Raw genomic sequence first — 18,377 nt, 5'->3', positions numbered from 1 at the left:
AGCTGGTAGACTCCGCCGCCATTATGATTCGACTTCAAAGCCTTACCTTACAGCGTGGTCCGCAACGTCTGCTAGAAGACGCCGAGCTGACCCTGCACGCCGGCCATAAAGCCGGCCTGATCGGTGCCAATGGCGCCGGTAAATCCAGCCTGTTCGCCTTGCTGCGTGGCGAGCTGACGCCCGATGCGGGTGACTGCCTGCTGCCCGCCGACTGGCGTATCGCGCATATGCGTCAGGAGGTCGACACCCTTGAGCGCCTGGGCGTGGACTACGTACTCGACGGCGACGAGCGCCTGCGCGAGGTTCAGCGTCTGCTGGCCGAGGCGGAAGCCGCGCAGGACGGCGCTGCTCAGGCGCGTCTGCATTCGGAGCTCGACAGCGCCGACGGTTACACCGCAGATGCGCGGGCACGCAAGCTGCTGGCAGGGTTGGGCTTCACCAACGAACAGATGGAACGTCAGGTCGGCAGTTTCTCCGGCGGCTGGCGTATGCGCCTGAACCTCGCGCAAGCGCTGATGTGCCCATCGGACCTGTTGCTGCTCGACGAACCGACCAACCACTTGGACCTGGACGCCATTCTTTGGCTTGAAGACTGGCTCAAAAGCTACCCTGGCACCTTGCTGCTGATTTCCCACGACCGGGATTTTCTGGACGCTGTGGTCGATCACATCGCCCATGTCGAGCAACGCAAGATCACGCTTTACCGTGGCGGCTACAGCGCTTTCGAGCGCGCTCGTGCCGAACGTCTGGCCCAGCAGCAACAGGCCTACGAGAAGCAGCAGGCGCAACGCGCGCACATGGAAAAATACATCGCGCGCTTCAAGGCCCAGGCCACCAAGGCCCGTCAGGCCCAGAGCCGGATCAAGGCACTGGAGCGCATGGAAGAGCTGTCCGCCGCGCACGTCGATTCGCCGTTCAACTTCGTTTTCCGTGAGTCCGACAAGATCTCCAGCCCGTTGCTGGATCTGTCAGACGCGCGTCTGGGTTACGGCGACAAGACCATCCTGGAGAAGGTCAAGCTGCAACTCACGCCGGGCGCGCGCATCGGCCTGCTGGGCCCCAACGGCGCGGGCAAGTCGACGTTGATCAAAAATCTGGCTGGCGAGCTTGAGCCGCAGAGCGGTCGACTGGTTCGAGGCGAAAACCTCACCGTGGGCTACTTTGCCCAGCATCAGCTTGACTCACTGGACGCCAAGGCGACCCCGTTGCTGCACTTGCAGCGTCTGGCACCGACTGAGCGTGAACAGACGCTGCGCGACTTCCTCGGCGGCTTCGATTTCCGTGGCGCACGTCTGGATGAGCCCGTGCTGAATTTCTCCGGTGGCGAGAAAGCCCGCTTGGCGCTGGCACTGATCGCCTGGGAAAAGCCCAACCTGTTGCTGCTCGATGAACCGACCAACCACCTCGACCTGGAGATGCGCCTGGCGCTGACCATGGCCTTGCAGGAGTTCGGTGGTGCGGTACTGGTGGTGTCTCACGATCGGCACTTGCTCAAGAGCACCACCGATGACTTCCTGCTGGTGGCTGACGGCCGCGTACAGGAGTTCGACGGCGATCTGGATGACTACACGCGCTGGCTGGCCGATTACCGCCTGCGCAACGCGCCGGTCAGCGCCACGCCAGTCAACGCCGACAAGACTGACAAGAAAGCCCAACGTCAGCAGGCAGCGGCCTTGCGTCAGCAACTGGCGCCACACAAGCGTGAAGCCGACAAGCTGGAGCGTGACCTTGGGCTGGTGAATGAAAAACTCGCCAAGGTCGAGGAAGCGCTGGCGGACAGCACCAACTACGAGGCGGCCAACAAGGACAAACTGCGCGACCTGCTGGCCGAGCAGGCCAAGCTGAAAGTGCGTGAGTCCGAGCTGGAAGACGCCTGGATGCAGGCGCTGGAACTGCTGGAGTCCATGCAGGCCGAACTGGAAGCATTGTCGTGAGCGAGGCAGGGAAGTGATGGACATGTTGGGCCTGCCGGTATCCGCGTACTGGCTTGAACCGCTGCTGGTGGGTGCGCAGATTCTGCTGATCCTGTTGGCCGGTTACGTATTGCAACGCATCGTGGGCGGTTTTCTGACCGGTCTGGGCGAGCGCTATCCATTGCCGCCAGAGCTGCTGGTGCCGGTGCGTGGCGGCTTACGCTGGTTGATCATGGGCAGCGCGTTTGTTCTCGTCCTCGGCCGCCTCGGAGTTTCGGCCACGGTGCTGTGGACGGCACTGTCCGGCTTTGTAGCCGTCGCGGCGGTGGCGTTCTTCGCCATGTGGAGCGTGCTGTCGAACCTGCTCTGCGCCATTTTGATCTTCACCATCGGCCCGTTCCGCATCGGTGACATGGTCGAGCTGGTCGATACGCTGGACAAGCCCGGGGTAAAAGGTCGCGTGGTCGCTATCAATCTGATGTTCACCACCCTGATCGAGACCCCGGAAGCCGGTGGCGCGTTGGTTCAGGTGCCCAACAGCCAGTTCTTCCAGAAGTCGGTCCGGCGCTGGCGCGGCAGTGATCTGTTTCCACAGATGGTGGTTGCGAAGCAGCCTGACGAGCAGGATTAAAAATAGTTAGCCTTCCAAAGCGTTAACCACTAATTTATCGGGCATTCGACTTTGCTTGAGGTGTGTGATGGCGCTTGAAACGTGGCTGGGCTTCTTTGCAGCCTGCTGGATTATCAGCCTTTCCCCTGGCGCAGGCGCTATCGCCTCCATGTCCTGCGGCCTGCAATACGGTTTCCTGCGCGGCTACTGGAATGCCCTGGGGCTGCAAATTGCGTTGGTGGCGCAGATCGCGATTGTTGCTGCCGGGCTCGGCGCGGTATTGGCAGCTTCCGAGATGGCCTTCACGTTGATCAAGTGGTTCGGCGTGGCGTACCTGGTCTATCTGTGCATCAAGCAATGGCGCGCATTGCCTGCTGACCTTGGCGACGAGTCTGCCGTGCGCCCTGTCGGCAAACCGATGACGCTGGTGATCCGCGGTTTTCTGGTCAATATCAGCAACCCCAAGGCCCTGATCTTCATGCTGGCGATTTTGCCGCAATTCATCGAACCGGCTGCTCCGCTGCTCATCCAGTACGTCATTATCGCGGCGACCATGGTCGTGGTCGATCTGATCGTGATGGCCGGCTACACCGGGCTGGCGTCGAAGGTGCTGCGCATGTTGAAGACACCTCGCCAGCAGCGTCGCCTGAATCGTACGTTTGCCAGTCTGTTCGTAGGGGCCGCGGGGTTTCTGGCCACGCTGCATCGCGGTACGGCGTAAATCTGCCAACCTCTTCAAGCCTTTGAACGGGCAAACGTCCTGTTCAAAGGTTATCTGAAAGCCGAATGTAAGATTCAGTAACAAAAATAGACCTCGACTCTTGAGTAGTGCTCTTGCGGCGTTAACAATGCACCGCATCGCATTCCTGTCGAGATTCTGCAATGCCCCTCCGTTTTCGTTTCCTTGCCTGGCTGCTGATACCGCTACTGGCGCTGTGCAGCGGCGTCACGCTGGCCGATCCTGTCGAGGGCGCAGCCCAGGCGTTGCATCTGCTGGATTATCTGGGTGCCGACTATCCGGCCACTGTGGCGGATGGCAAGGTCGTGAATAGCGCCGAGTATCAACAGCAGGTCGACAACCTGGCCGCGCTGCAAAGCCTCGTCGTGGCCCTGCCGCAACGCGCAGAGCGTGCTGACCTGGAACGGGCCGTGACGCAGCTGAAAAGCGCCGTAGCGGGTCGACAGGACGGTGCGCAGGTCGCTCGTCAGGCGCGGCAGTTGAGTGCGAAGCTCGCACTTGCCTATGAAGTCAGCCAGGCCCCTGCCATTACTCCGGACCCGGCCCGTGGTGCGCCCCTTTACGCTCAGCATTGCTCGGTCTGTCATGGCGATAGCGGCGCAGGTGATGGCCCGGCAGGCATCGGCCTGGAACCGCCTCCCTCAAACCTGCGTGACACGGCACGGCTGGATCGCCTGAGTCTTTATGATCTCTACAACGCGACCGGGCTGGGCATCGCCGGTACCGATATGCCCGCATTTGCCGACCAGCTGGACGACCGCCAGCGCTGGGACATCGCGACCTATATCGCCAGCTTCAGTGCGCAACCGGTTGCCAACCCTGCCAAGACCTTCAACATCGCCGACCTGGCTCGTCAGACACCTGCCGAAGTTCAGGCAGCCGAGGGTGCGGATGCCAGCGCAATCTTCCGTGTCCAGCGCGCGCAGCCGCCACAGGTGCAGCGCGGCCCGGCGCAACTGCTGGATTACACCAGTGTAACGCTGGACAAGAGCCTGGCAGCCTACAAGGCCGGTGATCGCGAGCAGGCCTATGATTTGTCGGTCGCGGCGTATCTGGAGGGTTTCGAACTGGTCGAAAGCTCGCTGGATAACGTAGACGCCAATGTGCGCAAGGACACTGAAAAGAGCCTGATGGCTTACCGGCAGTCCTTGCAGGACAGCATGCCGCTACCTCAGGTCGCGCAGAAGCTGGAAGCAGCCAAAGGAAAGCTCAAGGAGTCGGCGGACCTGTTGGGCAGCGATGGTCTGAGCCTGTCGCTGAGCTACGTTTCGGGCCTGTTGATTCTGCTGCGTGAAGGACTGGAAGCGATTCTGGTGCTGGCGGCGATTCTGGCGTTTCTGCGCAATACCGGCCAGCAGTCTGCGGTGCGCAGCGTCAACATCGGCTGGGGTCTGGCGCTGCTGGCAGGGCTGGGTACCTGGGCGCTGGCGGCCTACGTCATCGACGTCAGCGGCGCACAGCGTGAATTGCTGGAAGGTGCCACCGCGCTGTTTGCCAGCGTGATGGTGCTCTGGCTTGGTGTGTGGATGCACGACCGTCGTCATGCCGCCGCATGGCAGGACTATGTCAAAAGCAGTCTGGTCGGCGGTGGTGGTCGTTTCGGTTTCGCTGTGCTGGCGTTCTTCTCGGTGTATCGCGAGCTGTTCGAAGTCATCCTGTTCTATGAAACCCTGTGGTTGCAGGCAGGACCCGCCGGGCACGATGCCGTGCTGGCGGGTGGTGCCACGGCGCTGGTGCTGCTCGTGGGCCTGGCATGGGTCATCCTGCGCGGTTCGGCGAAGCTGCCGCTGTCGCTGTTCTTCGGTATCAACGCTGCGCTGCTGTGCGCGCTGTCAGTGGTGTTTGCCGGTCACGGCGTCAAGGCGCTACAGGAAGCGGGCATATTCGGTACCAGGCCCGTGCCGTTCTTCGAGTTCGACTGGCTGGGTATCCACGCCGACCTGTACTCGCTGAGCGCACAGGCCATTGCCCTGATCGCCATTGCGGTGCTGTACGGCAGAAGCCGTCTGGCAGAGAAACGCAGGCTTCAGGCAGCAGGCTGAGACATCGCCTTCTTCATGGGCAAGCGGTGCGCGCCGCTTGCCTGCATGAACGAGTCGATACCGTTCCAGCCTGTTACTCGCGTGTTTTAACTTCCTGTACAAACAACCACCTGCCATTTCTGTCAGTAGACGCATTTTTAGTCGCGCACTACTGTAGGGAAACGCCAACTCGGCTGCCGGGTAATGGCGCATTTACCTGAGAACGAGGTGGGTGATGGCAAAGTATGAGATACGGTTGTGGGCTGAAGATATCGAGCAACATAACCATCCTGTAATAGCCATCCAGTTTTATGAGGACGACGACCTGCAAGAACAAGCCTGGGTCAGGCTGCACCCACACGGAAATCACAAGATTTTCGGCGAGCTGGGCAGGGATGAGGAAGTGCTGACGGTTCTGGCGCTAGCTTTCAGGAAGAAGGTGGCTGAATTGGCCGATTGGTAATTTCTGTCGCTGATAACCTGAGGCGGCGAGCTATAAAAAAGGTTCGTTCAGACGAACGAACCTTTCATTTTGACCCGACCGATCACGTCACTCAGGATCCACCGGCTTCTTCAACTTCGGATTCGGAAAAAACTGCACACCCTGCACCTTCGGGTCTGCCGGTTTGACCACCACCTTGTTGACCCGCGTACCCAGCTCCTTCGGTATCGAAATACCTTGTTCGTTGAGCGTATCGCTGTAGCAGCAACCCACGCATTCGCGATGTGGCACGTCGTTTTCGCTCCACATCATGAGCTTGTCAGGCTCGCTGCACGCCGGGCAAACAGCCCCGGCGATGAAGCGTTTCTTGGTAATGATTACCGGTGTATCGGTCATGCTGCCGCATCCTCACTCAAGCCACTGTGACGCAAGAGTGCGTCAATCGACGGCTCGCGTCCGCGGAAGTCGACGAACAGCACCATCGGTGCCTGTGAACCGCCACGGGCCAGAATGGCTTCGCGGAAGGCGCGACCGGTTTCGGCGTTGAGCACACCGTCTTCCTCGAATTTCGAGAACGCATCGGCAGACAGCACTTCGGCCCACTTGTAGCTGTAATAACCGGCGGCATAACCACCTGCGAAGATGTGCGCGAAGCTGTTCGGGAAACGGTTGTAAGCAGGCGGACGCATCACCGACACCTCGTCACGAATGCCTTCCAACACCTCCAGCACGCTGCGGCCGTCGCCGTGGGTGGCGTGCAATTCAAAGTCGAACAGCGAGAACTCCAGCTGACGCACCATCATCAGGCCGGACTGGAAGTTCTTGGCGGCGAGCATTTTCTCCAGCAGGTCCTGCGGCAATGGCTCGCCGGTTTCGTAATGACCGGAGATCAGCGCCAGGCCTTCGGGCTCCCAGCACCAGTTTTCCATGAACTGGCTCGGCAACTCGACTGCGTCCCAGGCCACGCCGTTGATACCGGATACGCCGGCATGATCGATGCGGGTCAGCAGATGATGCAGGCCATGACCGAATTCGTGGAACAACGTGGTGACTTCATCGTGGGTCAGCAGCGCAGGCTTGCCCGCGACCGCAGGCGTGAAGTTGCACACCAGATTGGCCACCGGGCTTTGCAGTGTGCCTTCAGCCGTGCGACGGCGATCACGGGCGCCGTCCATCCAGGCACCGCCACGCTTGTTGGCGCGTGCATACAGATCGAAGAAGAAACGCCCGACGTGCTGGCCGTTTTCCTTGATCTCGAACAGACGAACATCCGGGTGCCAGGTGTCGAAGCCTTTTTGCTCGGCAATCTCGATGCCGTACAGACGCTGGACGATAGCGAACAGACCGCCGAGCACTTTATCGATGGGGAAGTAGGCGCGCAGGATTTCCTGGGAAACGCTATAGCGCTGTTCGCGCAGCTTCTCGCCGTAGAAACCGCTGTCCCAGCTTTGCAGATCCGGGCAACCCTGTTCGGCGGCGTAGGCCTTGAGCTGCTCCAGGTCCTGGGCCGCGAACGGCTTGCTGCGCTTGGCCAGGTCACGCAGGAAGCTCAGCACCTGATCGCTGGACTCGGCCATCTTGGTTGCCAGGCTCAGCTCGGCAAAGTTCGCGTAGCCAAGCAGTTGCGCCAGTTCCTGACGCAGGTCGAGGATCTGCTCCATGACAGGGGTATTGTCGTTCTTGCCCGCATTCGGGCCTTGATCCGACGCGCGAGTGCAGTATGCCGCATAGACTTCTTCACGCAGTGCGCGGTCTTCGGCGTAGGTCATCACCGCGTAGTAGCTCGGGAATTCCAGCGTGATCAGGTAGCCTTCCAGATCCTTGGCCTTGGCGGCGGCAGCCATCTGCTGTTTGGCAGAATCGGTCAGGCCGGCGAGGGCGGACTCATCGGCAACCAGCTTGGTCCAGGCCTGAGTGGCATCGAGCAACTGGTTGGAAAACTGGCTGCCCAGCTCCGACAGTTTGCTCTGCACTTCAGCGTAACGCTTCTGCTGTTCAGGCGGCAGATCGATGCCGGACAGGCGGAAATCGCGCAGCGATTGCTCCAGAATGGTCTTCTGACCGACGTCGAAGGTGGCGGCTTCAGGACCGTTGGCCAGCGCTTCATAGGCCTGAAACAGTGCGCGATTCTGGCCCATCTCGGTGGAGTAGGCGCTCAACGCCGGCAGGCAGGACTCATACGCTTCGCGCAGCTCGGCGCTGTTGCACACGGCGTTCAGGTGGCTGACCGGGCTCCAGGCAGCGCCCAGGCGGTCATTCAATTCGTCCATCGTCAGGACCAGCCCGGCCCAGGTCGGTGTCGACCCCTGTTTAGCGAGGATGTCGGCAATCGCGGCACGGTTGTCCGCCAGGATTTTTTCAACAGCAGGTTTGACATGTTCGGCACGAATCGCCGAAAAGGGTGGCAGGTCGTACGATTGCAGAAGAGGGTTGTTCGCGCTCACGGTTTTGCACCTTGGCTGGAAGAAACACCCAACCATCTTAATTACAATCGACGCCGACCGCAGCAACCAAACCCGCTCTGCACGCCTATCACTGCCAAAGAAGGAGCCTATCGTGGCCATTCGCAAGTTTCAGGACCACACCCCAGCCCTCGGCGAACGGGCCTTTGTCGACCATTCAGCGGTGGTTATCGGCGATGTTGAAATCGGAGCCGACAGCTCCGTCTGGCCGCTGACGGTGGTGCGCGGCGACATGCACCGCATCCGCATCGGTGCCCGCACCAGTGTGCAGGACGGCAGCGTGCTGCACATCACCAACGCAGGCCCCTTCAACCCGGACGGTTTCCCGCTGCTGATCGGCGACGAAGTGACCATCGGCCACAAGGCCATGCTGCATGGCTGCACAATCGGCAACCGCATCCTGGTCGGCATGGGCACCACCATCATGGACGGCGCGGTTGTCGAAGACGAGGTCATCATCGGCGCAGGCAGCCTGGTGCCACCGGGCAAAGTGCTGGAAAGCGGGTTTCTGTACGTTGGTCGTCCGGTCAAACAGGTACGTGCATTAACCGACAAGGAAATCGCCTTTTTTCCGTACAGCGCCACTAACTACGTGAAGCTCAAGGATCAGCATCTGGCGGAGGGGTTTGATAAGGCCTGACTATCGTTCCTGCGCTCCAGCGTAGGAGACTGTCAGAAATTTTGTGTTCGGGCATAACATGTAGCTAGAGGTGCATGTATGCCGACCAAAAAGAAGTCCGCCAATGCAACAGCGAGGGAGTTGCCCTCGATTCCCCAAGAGCTGATCGAGCAGTTTGTTAAAGGCCCGATGAGCGCCGAAGCCATTCAAGACGCGTCCATGGCGTTCAAGAAGGCTCTGATCGAGCGTGCGCTAGGCGCCGAGCTGGGTCACCACCTTGGTTATCCTCAGGGCGCGGAGCGCCCTAAGGAGTCGACCAATCAGCGCAATGGCAAAAGCAGCAAGACGGTTCTGACCGACGACGGGCCGCTTCGCCTGGATATCCCCAGAGACCGCGATGGTAGCTTCGCCCCGATCCTGATTCCCAAGCACGAACGACGTTTTACAGGCTTCGACGACAAGATAATTGCCATGTACGCCCGGGGCATGACGGTGCGTGAGATCCGCGCTTTTCTATCTGAGCAGTATGGAACTGACGTGTCCCATGACTTCATCAGCTCAGTCACCGATGCGGTCATGGAAGAGGTGGGCGCTTGGCAGCAACGACCCTTGGAACCGATGTATCCGGTGATCTTCTTCGATGCGTTACGGGTCAAAATCCGGGACGAGGGGTTAGTGTGCAACAAGGCTATTTATCTGGCGCTGGGGGTATTACCTGATGGCACGCGCGACATTCTGGGTATATGGATCGAGAGCACCGAGGGTGCCAAGTTTTGGATGAAGGTGTTCAACGACCTCAAGACTCGTGGCGTTGAAGATGTTCTGATCGCCGTCACGGATGGCCTCAAAGGAATACCGGAGGCGTTGGGGGCGGTTTTTCCTGCCACGACGCTGCAAACCTGCATCGTGCATCTGATCCGCAACAGCTTGGACTATGCCGCTTGGGATAAACGTCGGGCACTGGCCAAAGCACTCAAGCCGATCTACCAGGCGATCAATGCCGATGTGGCTGAGCAAGAGCTTAACGCCTTTGAAGCGGGCCCCTGGGGCAAGCAGTATCCGACTGTAGTTGCTGCATGGCGTCGCGCCTGGGATCGGGTTATACCGTTTTTTGTTTTTCCGGCGGGCATTCGCAAAGTGGTTTACACGACCAATGCCATCGAGAGCATCAATGCCCAGTTACGCAAGATCATCAAGACTCGAGGGCACTTCCCGACCGATGAGGCTGCGACGAAACTGATATGGCTTGGGTTGCGCAACATCACCGCCAACTGGGGTCATGCGGCACACGACTGGAAAGTGGCAATGAATCAATTTGCGATCCTGTACGGAGACCGATTTACCAGACCGAGCTGGTAAAACAAGGGCCTGCCTGACGGCAGGCCCTAACCAGCCCGAACACAAAAAAACTGATACTCCCCAGCGTAGGAATGCATCCCGTGACGCTCTGCGTCACAAATCTGCACAGCGCCGCTCACTCGAGGCCGGACGCAGAGCGTCCAGAAAGGCATTACCACGCGCAGCGTAGTAACAATAATCGTACTCAGGGCATCAACCGCTGCAACGCCGCCTTGCGCGCCTCGACCGGCAGCCCTCCCAGCTTTTCCACGGCATTGAAAAACGCCACCCAATCGCCATTCACCTGCCTGAACAACGCTGCAAACGCTGGCACCCACTGATCATAAAGACCAAATGGCAGCAGCTTGGCGTTGTTCATCGGGCTGTTGATCCAGGCATCAAAACGCTTGTCGCCTGCCCATTGTTCATCGCGTAACGTGCGGTAGTCACTGCGCAACCGCTCGAACTCTTCAGCCTTGCGCGCGCGCATCACCTCAGCCGACAACGGCTGACGATACAACGCCTTGAGCCGCTCCCGAGTGTCGAGCACCAACCGGATAAACTGGTCACGCCGTGCGGACTGCGAAACACTCTCCGGCGGCAAACCCCGCGCCGCACGCCACTGCCGTGTACCTTCCTGTTCGACGAAGCTGGCGTAGGACTCGTTGAACTCGGTGTCGTCTTTCACATAAAACCGCTGATGCGCCAACTCATGAAAAATCAGCGTCGCCAAACGCTCATCTCCCCAGCCCATCATCGAACTGAGAATCGGGTCATTGAACCAGCCCAGTGTCGAATAGGCTTCCACACCGCTCAAATACACATCCTTGCCCGCCTGACGCTGCAACGCCGCCTCACCACGCGCCCCGCCAGGGCTGTAATAACCGCGATACGCCACACACCCAGCGATTGGAAAACAGTGCGTGACCGGCTCCAGCGAGAACTCATCCGTCGCGAACACATTCCACACCACATAAGGCCGCCCCAGATCCGCATACAGGCGGTAACTCTTGTTATCCGGCAGATGCAAATGCTCACTGGCAAACGTCCGCGCCAACTGCGACCGGGCCAGATGCTGGCGCAAACCTGCATCCCGAGTCGGGTCAGCCACGATCTTCTCCACCGGCTCACGTGCCTGCAGCAACTGCCACTGCCCCTGAGCCAACTGCCCGTAGTAAGAAACGCTGGAGCAGCCGGCAAGCAGCGTGACGACCGTCAGCGCTGGCAGGTGTCGAAGGCGTGGCAGGGAGAATGTGGCCATGAAGGAAGTGCTTTGGTGGCTTGGGTACGGTGATGTTATGCAGGAGGGGAGTGGGGATGTGCAACTGTTATGAGGATTGAAGGTTACAGAGACTCAAACCACGGACGAGCTGGAACGCACCAAGCTGTGCGCCCGTGTAAAAAGCTATTTTCATTAGACACAAACAGAAAACCCACCGTGCAGGTGGGCTTTGGGTATTGCTATATCATCTGTCCGTGGGGGGAGGCATAAGCCAGCTAGGCCCTCGGCAAGTGGGCAGACTATAGGGAGATTTGCAGTTGTCGTCAATGTCAGCTTTAGAGGTCGCAAAGGCAATCAGATTGTCCATTTCCTCTGCCCGGATTTCGACGTATGAGAACGCAGCGCGCGCTGTGGGCCGGGGTCTTGATGAGGCCATCACTTTGTATGCCTGGAACGCCCTCGTCTCTGCAGCGTTCCTTACACCGCTACACCTGTGCGAGGTGATTGTTCGTAACGGTGTTGCAGACGCAATCGCTTCGGTTTACGGCCCCGAGTGGCCTTGGAGTCCCGGCTTCGAGCAAAGCTTGCCCAATGTTACAGGTCCGGTTTTCAAGCCAAAACAAGAGCTTGCAAGAGCCAGACAGAAATGTGGAACAACCGGGGCCGTTATTGCGGAGTTGAAATTCGTTTTTTGGGGGAGTATCAGTTTTTTTGTGTTCGGGCTGGTTAGGGCCTGCCGTCAGGCAGGCCCTTGTTTTACCAGCTCGGTCTGGTAAATCGGTCTCCGTACAGGATCGCAAATTGATTCATTGCCACTTTCCAGTCGTGTGCCGCATGACCCCAGTTGGCGGTGATGTTGCGCAACCCAAGCCATATCAGTTTCGTCGCAGCCTCATCGGTCGGGAAGTGCCCTCGAGTCTTGATGATCTTGCGTAACTGGGCATTGATGCTCTCGATGGCATTGGTCGTGTAAACCACTTTGCGAATGCCCGCCGGAAAAACAAAAAACGGTATAACCCGATCCCAGGCGCGACGCCATGCAGCAACTACAGTCGGATACTGCTTGCCCCAGGGGCCCGCTTCAAAGGCGTTAAGCTCTTGCTCAGCCACATCGGCATTGATCGCCTGGTAGATCGGCTTGAGTGCTTTGGCCAGTGCCCGACGTTTATCCCAAGCGGCATAGTCCAAGCTGTTGCGGATCAGATGCACGATGCAGGTTTGCAGCGTCGTGGCAGGAAAAACCGCCCCCAACGCCTCCGGTATTCCTTTGAGGCCATCCGTGACGGCGATCAGAACATCTTCAACGCCACGAGTCTTGAGGTCGTTGAACACCTTCATCCAAAACTTGGCACCCTCGGTGCTCTCGATCCATATACCCAGAATGTCGCGCGTGCCATCAGGTAATACCCCCAGCGCCAGATAAATAGCCTTGTTGCACACTAACCCCTCGTCCCGGATTTTGACCCGTAACGCATCGAAGAAGATCACCGGATACATCGGTTCCAAGGGTCGTTGCTGCCAAGCGCCCACCTCTTCCATGACCGCATCGGTGACTGAGCTGATGAAGTCATGGGACACGTCAGTTCCATACTGCTCAGACAGAAAAGCGCGGATCTCACGCACCGTCATGCCCCGGGCGTACATGGCAATTATCTTGTCGTCGAAGCCTGTAAAACGTCGTTCGTGCTTGGGAATCAGGATCGGGGCGAAGCTACCATCGCGGTCTCTGGGGATATCCAGGCGAAGCGGCCCGTCGTCGGTCAGAACCGTCTTGCTGCTTTTGCCATTGCGCTGATTGGTCGACTCCTTAGGGCGCTCCGCGCCCTGAGGATAACCAAGGTGGTGACCCAGCTCGGCGCCTAGCGCACGCTCGATCAGAGCCTTCTTGAACGCCATGGACGCGTCTTGAATGGCTTCGGCGCTCATCGGGCCTTTAACAAACTGCTCGATCCGCTCTTGGGGAATCGAGGGCAACTCCCTCGCTGTTGCATTGGCGGACTTCTTTTTGGTCGGCATACATGCACCTCTAGCTACATGTTATGTCCGAACACAAAATTTCTGACAGTCTCTCTTTTGGGAAAAAATGTTCACAAAACGGTTTGAAGGCCGTATCTGGACTCCTTATCTATACCGCTTTTTTCCAAACCTCGAAAAGTGCTTCACTGTATCTGCCCACCGAGCAAAGATCGCGGCTGATCTCGAACAAATCCGATTGCTTCGAAATCGAATTGCTCATCATGAACCAATCTTTTCACGAAACCTGAGAAGCGATTTTGCCGTTATCCAACGCTTGACCGAAACACGCTGCGCAGTTTCTGCAGACTGGATGAATGGCCAACAGCAGGTCATGTCAACGGTTGCCACTAAACCTTTTTAAACAGAGGTACACCTCGGTGCCAAACCGTCTTCTGATACTGATAACCGCACTCACTCTAGCCACCCTCGCCGGATGCGCCGGCCCCTTGCCCACCGTCAATCCGGACATGGCGTGGGTCGAGATGCGCACCGTCACCGGCCAGTTGATCATGGGCGACAAGCTGGATGGCGAGAACACCTACGACGGGCGCTATTTTCAGGTGACGCCGGGCAGCCATGAGTTACAGGTGCGTTATGACTATGAGTACCGGTCGGGCGGCATGGGGATGATCGGCGACGAGTACACCGAGATCACGTGTTACGTCAGTGTTCGTTACGACCACTTCGCTGCCGGGCAGCGTTATGTGCTGGAGGTACGCTCACTGGCGAACAGTGTCGACGCCTGGCTTTACGATGCAGAGCGCAAGATGGTGGCGGAGGAGGAAGAAGAGGGCGGGGTGCACTGCATCTGATCAGCGACCGTTGAGCTGGTAGATGATTTTTTTCGTACCGTTGTCGCAGCTGCCGACGATCATGCTGGGATCGGAAGCCTCTTCGTTGCTAACAATTTCCAGCGTGTAGGACGTGACGTTGTTGGCCTGGATCTTGGCTTCGATTTCATCCTTGAGTTCTTCACAGGATTTCGGTGCCGCCAGGGCGCTGGTTGCCAGCAGGGTGCAGGTTACTGCCAGAATAAAACGTTTCATGCTCGACTCCTGATCAAAATCAAACCATGCGCCAATGAACGCATGACCGATGAAGCAAGCCAGCTTTATACAGAAGATGAAGGAGCGCACAAGGCGCTCCCGCAAAGCTCGCTGTGGATCAGCTCAACAACGTAGCATCCAGAGTGATCTTGGCGTTCAGCACCTTGGAAACCGGGCAGCCTTCTTTGGCTTGCTTGGTCAGTTCGTCGAACTTCTCCTGCGTTGCGCCTGGCACTTTGGCCTTTAGGGTCAAATGCACAGCGCTGATTTCAAAACCGCCTTCAATCTGGTTAAGCGTCACGTCAGCCTGAGTGTCGATGCTCTCAGCAGTCAGGCCTGCACCGCCCAGAATCATGGACAATGCCATCGAGAAGCAGCCTGCGTGGGCCGCGCCGATCAATTCTTCAGGGTTGGTGCCTTTACCGCCTTCAAAACGAGCCTTGAAGCCGTAAGGCGCTTCTTTCAACACGCCGGTTTCCGTGGAAATGCTGCCGATACCGTTTTTCAGATCACCTTCCCAGTGGGCGGATGCTTTCTTGACGATGCTCATGGTGGCTCCTTCTTGAGATGAATTTGGATCAATGCTGTTACAAGGTTCTGAGGATAGACGGCTCTGGAAAGTTCAACCGTCGGAAAGACCAAGCGTTTAAGTAGGTTTTTATCCGCCTGCCATTGAAAAGCCAGACTTGCGCCCGCACTGCTGTTTCATCGTGGGCAGCTCTAGCAGCCAGCCAATCACAATTCGAGGAGCTACCCCGGCCTATGAAACGTCTGGCAGATGTAAAAATTTCCACCCTTGATCTGGTGCCGGTGCGCCACGACAAAGGGCCCGCCGATTCCCTGCGCAACTCGCTCAACCTTGCCCAGCATGTTGAAAAGCTGGGTTACAACCGCTTCTGGGTGGCCGAGCACCACAACATGGACGGCATCGCCAGTTCAGCGACCTCGGTGCTGCTCGCCTACCTGGCAGGCGGCACGTCGACCATTCGTGTCGGGGCTGGCGGAATCATGCTGCCCAACCATGCACCACTGGTGGTTGCCGAGCAGTTCGGCACGCTGGCCAGCCTGTATCCCGGTCGGATTGATCTGGGGCTGGGTCGCGCGCCGGGTTCCGATCAGATGACCGCTCGCGCCTTGCGCCGCGAACGCTCCGGCAGCGCCGAAGATTTTCCGGATGACGTCACCGAGCTGATGGAATATCTGGGGCCGCGTACGCCTGATCAAAAAGTGATCGCTGTTCCTGGCTCAGACACCAACGTGCCGATCTGGCTACTGGGCTCGAGCCTGTTCAGTGCTCAACTGGCAGGCATGCGCGGTTTGCCGTATGCCTTCGCGTCGCATTTTGCGCCGCGTTATATGCATGAGGCGATTCGCGTGTACCGCAATCACTTCCAGCCATCGGCCGTGCTCGACAAACCCTACGTGATGCTCGGCGTTCCGCTATCCGCAGCAGACACCGACGAGCACGCCGAATACCTCGCGACATCTGTTTACCAGCGCATCCTGGCGCTGATGCGCGGGCACAGTCTGATGCAGCGCCCACCGGTCGAATCCATGGACGGCCTGTGGCTGCCGCATGAACGTGAAGCGGTGGCGAGCTTCCTGGGGCTGGCGATGGTTGGCGGCCCGGACAAGATCCGCGCCAAACTGGATGTGCTGCTTGAACAGACCGATGCCGATGAACTGATCTTCACGTGCGACATGTATGAGCACGAGGACAGGCTGCGTTCCTACGAGATTCTGGCGCAGGTCGCACAAGGCTGATAGCAACCTTTCGGGTCACAACGCGGGCTTCAAAAACAGCATCGCCCCGGACTGGATGACAGTCCGGGGCGATGCTGTTCGTGAAACCTGCAAACGGGATTAGCCGGCGAACCGACCTGAGTCAGGCCCGGCTGGCAATCAACCGCGCTGGTAAACGACTTCCTTGGTGCCGCCTTCGCAGGTGCCGACGACTTGCTTGTCGGACGCGCTGCCTTTCTCGACCACTTCCAGCGTGTAGGACGTTACGCCCTTCGCCTGGAGTCTGGCGTCGATTTCACTTTTCAACTCTTCACATGGCTTGCCTGCCGCGAGGGCAGTACCTGCAATGCTCAGCAAGCCTACAGCCAACAAAAACTTCTTCATGGGTAATCCCTCTCGTCCGGCCAAATGAAGACGCCATCGGAACAGGCGCCCATTGAAAACCCCCACGCCCACACATCAACCGTGTGGTCATATCAGTGTGTGTAGCGCAGGTTATGGCAATCGGCCAGCCGAAAGGTTCAGCAGGGCATCAGCTATTGGTAATGCGGAAGCCGACTTTCAAGGTGACCTGGAAATGCGCGACTTTGCCGTTTTCGATATGGCCGCGGGTTTCGGTCACCTCAAACCATTCCATCAGGTCGAGGCTTTTGCTGGCTTCGGCCAGGGCGTTGTTGATGGCGTCTTCGATAGTGGTAGTGGAAGAGCCTACGATTTCAACTTTTTTGTACGTGTGATGATCGGTCATGGCAGTTCTCCTGAAGGTCTGGAAAAGACGCGATATAGACCGCGCTCCCTGCTTCTGTCAGGAGAACGCGCGCAAAAGTTCAGCGCTTTGCAAAAATCCCATCGCACTTTCCAAAAAGCCCGGAGTCGGAAACAACACGCCCACTCATCATTGCAGGAGAAACACCATGGCTACTACGTCACTTCGCAAAGCCTCGTTGCAGAGTATGGAAGCTGAGATCGAGAGCCTCCTGAAGTCCCTCGAGGGCCTGAAAGCCGACGCTACCGACGAGTCGCGCAAGACACTGAAAAATCTGAAAGCCAACGCTGAAAGCGCACTGAGCCATTCGCGCAGCCTGCTCAGCGATGTCTACGAAGACGTTAAAGAGAAAACCCGCGAAAACGCACTGGCAACCCGCGACTACGCTCAGGAACACCCTTGGACCACCGCCGGCGTTGCAGTAGGTGCCATCGGCCTGATCGCTGCCTACATGCTGTTCAAGCGCGGTAACTGATCAGTTTTTGATCGGTTCCCCGGACCGCTTCAGCTCATTTTTTAACCACTGAGCAAGCTGCTGCGCCCGTCCATCGGCCGCACGTCTGGGTACCCAAAGCGCCAGCTGCGCCGGGGTTTCACTGAACCCCCAAGGCGCAGCCAGGCGACCGGCCTTCAGGTCATCGATGACCAGAGGCTCGGGCGCAATTGCAATGCCAAGGCCCGCCACGGCCGCCTCCAGCAAATAATACAAATGCTCGAAACCCTGCCCGTAACGCAATGACTGCGGATCGATGCCGTTCTGCTGCGCCCAGCTCGGCCACGCCTGCGGACGCGATGTGGTTTGCAGCAACGATTCTTCCAGCAACGTCTCGGCAGGTGCATCGCACAGACGCTCGAATCGCGCGAAACGTGGGCTCAACACCGGTCCGATCCGCTCGCTTGCCAGTTCGAATACCTGCATGTCTGCCGGCCACGGCGGCTCGGCAAATATCAGCAGGGCATCAAGACCTGGCCGACGCGGGTCAAGATCACCTTCACCTGCCGACAGGTGCAGACGCAGGTCTGGCAACTCGGCATTAAGACGGCTCAAACGCGGTATGAACCAGCGCGCCAGCAGGCTGCCGGAACATCCCAACACGAATGGCGCGTCTGCGCTGCCCTTGCTCAGTTCGACACACACGCCGCGCAATCGATCGAATGCTTCGCCACTCACATCGCGTAACCGAATGCCTGCATCTGTGAGTTTCAAGCCTCGTCCATCCTTGCTGAACAGGCTTACACCCAAGTGTTCTTCAAGCACTTTCAATTGGCGACTGACAGCACCGTGTGTCACGTTCAGCTGTTCGGCGGCCTGACTGACGCTGCCAAGTCGGGCGGTGCTTTCGAAGGCACGCAGGGCGTTGAGGGGAGGAAGGTCGCGGCTCATGATCTGTGAGTTTTCCTGACAGGTTGCAGCGATCTTATCGGTTTTCATCCAGCCGT

General features: G+C 58.5%; 19 protein-coding genes and 2 pseudogenes. 12 read left to right on the top strand and 9 right to left on the bottom strand.

Annotated elements, in window-relative coordinates; translation table 11 throughout:
- Positions 1-23: 23 nt before the first annotated feature.
- From FFH21_RS28555 to FFH21_RS28535, 5 genes are all read left to right on the top strand, one after another.
- Positions 24-1,934, top strand: a complete 1,911-nt coding sequence (locus FFH21_RS28555) for an ATP-binding cassette domain-containing protein (RefSeq protein ID WP_004660064.1) — start codon at positions 24-26, stop codon at positions 1,932-1,934.
- A 16-nt stretch (positions 1,935-1,950) separates the two neighbouring features.
- The gene (locus tag FFH21_RS28550; protein ID WP_002551363.1) at positions 1,951-2,544 is read left to right on the top strand and encodes a mechanosensitive ion channel family protein; all 594 of its coding nucleotides are present in this window, start codon (positions 1,951-1,953) and stop codon (positions 2,542-2,544) included.
- A 67-nt stretch (positions 2,545-2,611) separates the two neighbouring features.
- A complete protein-coding gene (locus tag FFH21_RS28545) occupies positions 2,612-3,244 on the top strand; it encodes a LysE family transporter (protein ID WP_011167304.1) in 633 nt (210 codons plus the stop codon).
- Positions 3,245-3,405: 161 nt separating this feature from the next.
- Complete coding sequence (locus FFH21_RS28540; protein ID WP_011167303.1) at positions 3,406-5,304, top strand: cytochrome c/FTR1 family iron permease; 1,899 nt, start codon at positions 3,406-3,408, stop codon at positions 5,302-5,304.
- Positions 5,305-5,518: 214 nt separating this feature from the next.
- On the top strand, positions 5,519-5,746 hold the full coding sequence (locus FFH21_RS28535) for a hypothetical protein (RefSeq protein WP_002551360.1): 228 nt from the start codon (positions 5,519-5,521) through the stop codon (positions 5,744-5,746).
- Positions 5,747-5,833: 87 nt separating this feature from the next.
- Here the strand turns inward: FFH21_RS28535 and FFH21_RS28530 are convergent, their stop codons facing one another.
- Positions 5,834-6,121, bottom strand: a complete 288-nt coding sequence (locus FFH21_RS28530; RefSeq protein WP_004662882.1) for a YheV family putative zinc ribbon protein — start codon at positions 6,119-6,121, stop codon at positions 5,834-5,836.
- Entirely contained in the window at positions 6,118-8,205 is a 2,088-nt protein-coding gene (gene prlC / locus FFH21_RS28525) for an oligopeptidase A (RefSeq protein WP_011167302.1), read from the bottom strand. Before prlC ends, FFH21_RS28530 begins: the two co-directional genes overlap by 4 nt.
- 76 nt (positions 8,206-8,281) lie before the next feature.
- Here prlC and FFH21_RS28520 point away from each other — a divergent pair, with 76 nt between their 5' ends.
- Together FFH21_RS28520 and FFH21_RS28515 are read left to right on the top strand one after the other, a co-directional pair.
- Positions 8,282-8,827: a gamma carbonic anhydrase family protein gene (locus FFH21_RS28520; RefSeq protein ID WP_011167301.1), complete on the top strand. Its 546-nt coding sequence runs from the start codon at positions 8,282-8,284 to the stop codon at positions 8,825-8,827.
- Positions 8,828-8,905: 78 nt separating this feature from the next.
- Entirely contained in the window at positions 8,906-10,165 is a 1,260-nt protein-coding gene (locus FFH21_RS28515) for an IS256-like element ISPsy17 family transposase (RefSeq protein WP_004667385.1), read from the top strand.
- 184 nt (positions 10,166-10,349) lie between these two features.
- Here the strand turns inward: FFH21_RS28515 and FFH21_RS28505 are convergent, their stop codons facing one another.
- Complete coding sequence (locus FFH21_RS28505; RefSeq protein ID WP_011167300.1) at positions 10,350-11,405, bottom strand: aminopeptidase; 1,056 nt, start codon at positions 11,403-11,405, stop codon at positions 10,350-10,352.
- 287 nt (positions 11,406-11,692) lie between these two features.
- On the opposite strand from FFH21_RS28505, the pseudogene FFH21_RS30915 reads away from it, so the two are divergent.
- Positions 11,693-12,061: pseudogene (locus tag FFH21_RS30915) on the top strand (hypothetical protein); the annotation flags it as partial.
- A gap of 61 nt (positions 12,062-12,122) precedes the next feature.
- On the opposite strand, the gene FFH21_RS28490 reads toward FFH21_RS30915, so the two are convergent.
- Entirely contained in the window at positions 12,123-13,382 is a 1,260-nt protein-coding gene (locus FFH21_RS28490) for an IS256-like element ISPsy17 family transposase (RefSeq protein WP_004662877.1), read from the bottom strand.
- A gap of 52 nt (positions 13,383-13,434) precedes the next feature.
- On the opposite strand from FFH21_RS28490, the pseudogene FFH21_RS30910 reads away from it, so the two are divergent.
- Both FFH21_RS30910 and FFH21_RS28480 read left to right on the top strand, forming a co-directional pair.
- Positions 13,435-13,743 (top strand): annotated as a pseudogene (locus FFH21_RS30910) (hypothetical protein); the annotation flags it as partial.
- An 85-nt stretch (positions 13,744-13,828) separates the two neighbouring features.
- Positions 13,829-14,194, top strand: a complete 366-nt coding sequence (locus tag FFH21_RS28480) for a hypothetical protein (protein WP_162885674.1) — start codon at positions 13,829-13,831, stop codon at positions 14,192-14,194.
- On the opposite strand, the gene FFH21_RS28475 is transcribed toward FFH21_RS28480, so the two are convergent.
- Together FFH21_RS28475 and FFH21_RS28470 are read right to left on the bottom strand one after the other, a co-directional pair.
- Positions 14,195-14,428: a DUF1161 domain-containing protein gene (locus tag FFH21_RS28475; protein ID WP_011167298.1), complete on the bottom strand. Its 234-nt coding sequence runs from the start codon at positions 14,426-14,428 to the stop codon at positions 14,195-14,197. It lies immediately after the preceding gene.
- 118 nt (positions 14,429-14,546) lie between these two features.
- Positions 14,547-14,978: an OsmC family protein gene (locus tag FFH21_RS28470; RefSeq protein ID WP_002551353.1), complete on the bottom strand. Its 432-nt coding sequence runs from the start codon at positions 14,976-14,978 to the stop codon at positions 14,547-14,549.
- Positions 14,979-15,190: 212 nt separating this feature from the next.
- Here FFH21_RS28470 and FFH21_RS28465 point away from each other — a divergent pair, with 212 nt between their 5' ends.
- Positions 15,191-16,192, top strand: coding sequence for an LLM class flavin-dependent oxidoreductase (locus FFH21_RS28465; RefSeq protein ID WP_004660365.1), 1,002 nt, complete (start codon positions 15,191-15,193; stop codon positions 16,190-16,192).
- A 138-nt stretch (positions 16,193-16,330) separates the two neighbouring features.
- Here the strand turns inward: FFH21_RS28465 and FFH21_RS28460 are convergent, their stop codons facing one another.
- Positions 16,331-16,555 carry a DUF1161 domain-containing protein gene (locus tag FFH21_RS28460; protein WP_002551351.1) on the bottom strand — a complete coding sequence of 75 codons (225 nt, stop codon included), beginning with the start codon at positions 16,553-16,555 and terminating at the stop codon, positions 16,331-16,333.
- Positions 16,556-16,703: 148 nt separating this feature from the next.
- Positions 16,704-16,919: a dodecin gene (locus FFH21_RS28455; protein WP_002551350.1), complete on the bottom strand. Its 216-nt coding sequence runs from the start codon at positions 16,917-16,919 to the stop codon at positions 16,704-16,706.
- Between the two features lie 166 nt (positions 16,920-17,085).
- Between FFH21_RS28455 and FFH21_RS28450 the strand changes: the two genes are divergently transcribed.
- Positions 17,086-17,412 (top strand): YqjD family protein, encoded by a 327-nt coding sequence (locus FFH21_RS28450; RefSeq protein WP_003318456.1) that lies wholly within the window; start codon positions 17,086-17,088, stop codon positions 17,410-17,412.
- On the opposite strand, the gene FFH21_RS28445 is transcribed toward FFH21_RS28450, so the two are convergent.
- Positions 17,413-18,369, bottom strand: coding sequence for a LysR family transcriptional regulator (locus FFH21_RS28445; protein WP_004660362.1), 957 nt, complete (start codon positions 18,367-18,369; stop codon positions 17,413-17,415).
- Positions 18,370-18,377 lie beyond the last annotated feature (8 nt).

Source organism: Pseudomonas sp. KBS0707, assembly GCF_005937945.2.
GTDB classification, from domain to species: Bacteria; Pseudomonadota; Gammaproteobacteria; order Pseudomonadales; family Pseudomonadaceae; genus Aquipseudomonas; species Aquipseudomonas amygdali.
This window is presented reverse-complemented; position numbering and strand designations above follow the sequence as displayed.

Coding starts and splice junctions, on each gene's coding strand:
- FFH21_RS28555 (WP_004660064.1), top strand. CDS start 24: ATGATTCGACTTCAAAGCCTTACCTTACAGCGTGGTCCGCAACGTCTG.
- FFH21_RS28550 (WP_002551363.1), top strand. CDS start 1,951: ATGGACATGTTGGGCCTGCCGGTATCCGCGTACTGGCTTGAACCGCTG.
- FFH21_RS28545 (WP_011167304.1), top strand. CDS start 2,612: ATGGCGCTTGAAACGTGGCTGGGCTTCTTTGCAGCCTGCTGGATTATC.
- FFH21_RS28540 (WP_011167303.1), top strand. CDS start 3,406: ATGCCCCTCCGTTTTCGTTTCCTTGCCTGGCTGCTGATACCGCTACTG.
- FFH21_RS28535 (WP_002551360.1), top strand. CDS start 5,519: ATGGCAAAGTATGAGATACGGTTGTGGGCTGAAGATATCGAGCAACAT.
- FFH21_RS28530 (WP_004662882.1), bottom strand. CDS start 6,121: ATGACCGATACACCGGTAATCATTACCAAGAAACGCTTCATCGCCGGG.
- prlC (WP_011167302.1), bottom strand. CDS start 8,205: ATGGTTGGGTGTTTCTTCCAGCCAAGGTGCAAAACCGTGAGCGCGAAC.
- FFH21_RS28515 (WP_004667385.1), top strand. CDS start 8,906: ATGCCGACCAAAAAGAAGTCCGCCAATGCAACAGCGAGGGAGTTGCCC.
- FFH21_RS28505 (WP_011167300.1), bottom strand. CDS start 11,405: ATGGCCACATTCTCCCTGCCACGCCTTCGACACCTGCCAGCGCTGACG.
- FFH21_RS28490 (WP_004662877.1), bottom strand. CDS start 13,382: ATGCCGACCAAAAAGAAGTCCGCCAATGCAACAGCGAGGGAGTTGCCC.
- FFH21_RS28475 (WP_011167298.1), bottom strand. CDS start 14,428: ATGAAACGTTTTATTCTGGCAGTAACCTGCACCCTGCTGGCAACCAGC.
- FFH21_RS28470 (WP_002551353.1), bottom strand. CDS start 14,978: ATGAGCATCGTCAAGAAAGCATCCGCCCACTGGGAAGGTGATCTGAAA.
- FFH21_RS28465 (WP_004660365.1), top strand. CDS start 15,191: ATGAAACGTCTGGCAGATGTAAAAATTTCCACCCTTGATCTGGTGCCG.
- FFH21_RS28460 (WP_002551351.1), bottom strand. CDS start 16,555: ATGAAGAAGTTTTTGTTGGCTGTAGGCTTGCTGAGCATTGCAGGTACT.
- FFH21_RS28455 (WP_002551350.1), bottom strand. CDS start 16,919: ATGACCGATCATCACACGTACAAAAAAGTTGAAATCGTAGGCTCTTCC.
- FFH21_RS28450 (WP_003318456.1), top strand. CDS start 17,086: ATGGCTACTACGTCACTTCGCAAAGCCTCGTTGCAGAGTATGGAAGCT.
- FFH21_RS28445 (WP_004660362.1), bottom strand. CDS start 18,369: ATGAAAACCGATAAGATCGCTGCAACCTGTCAGGAAAACTCACAGATC.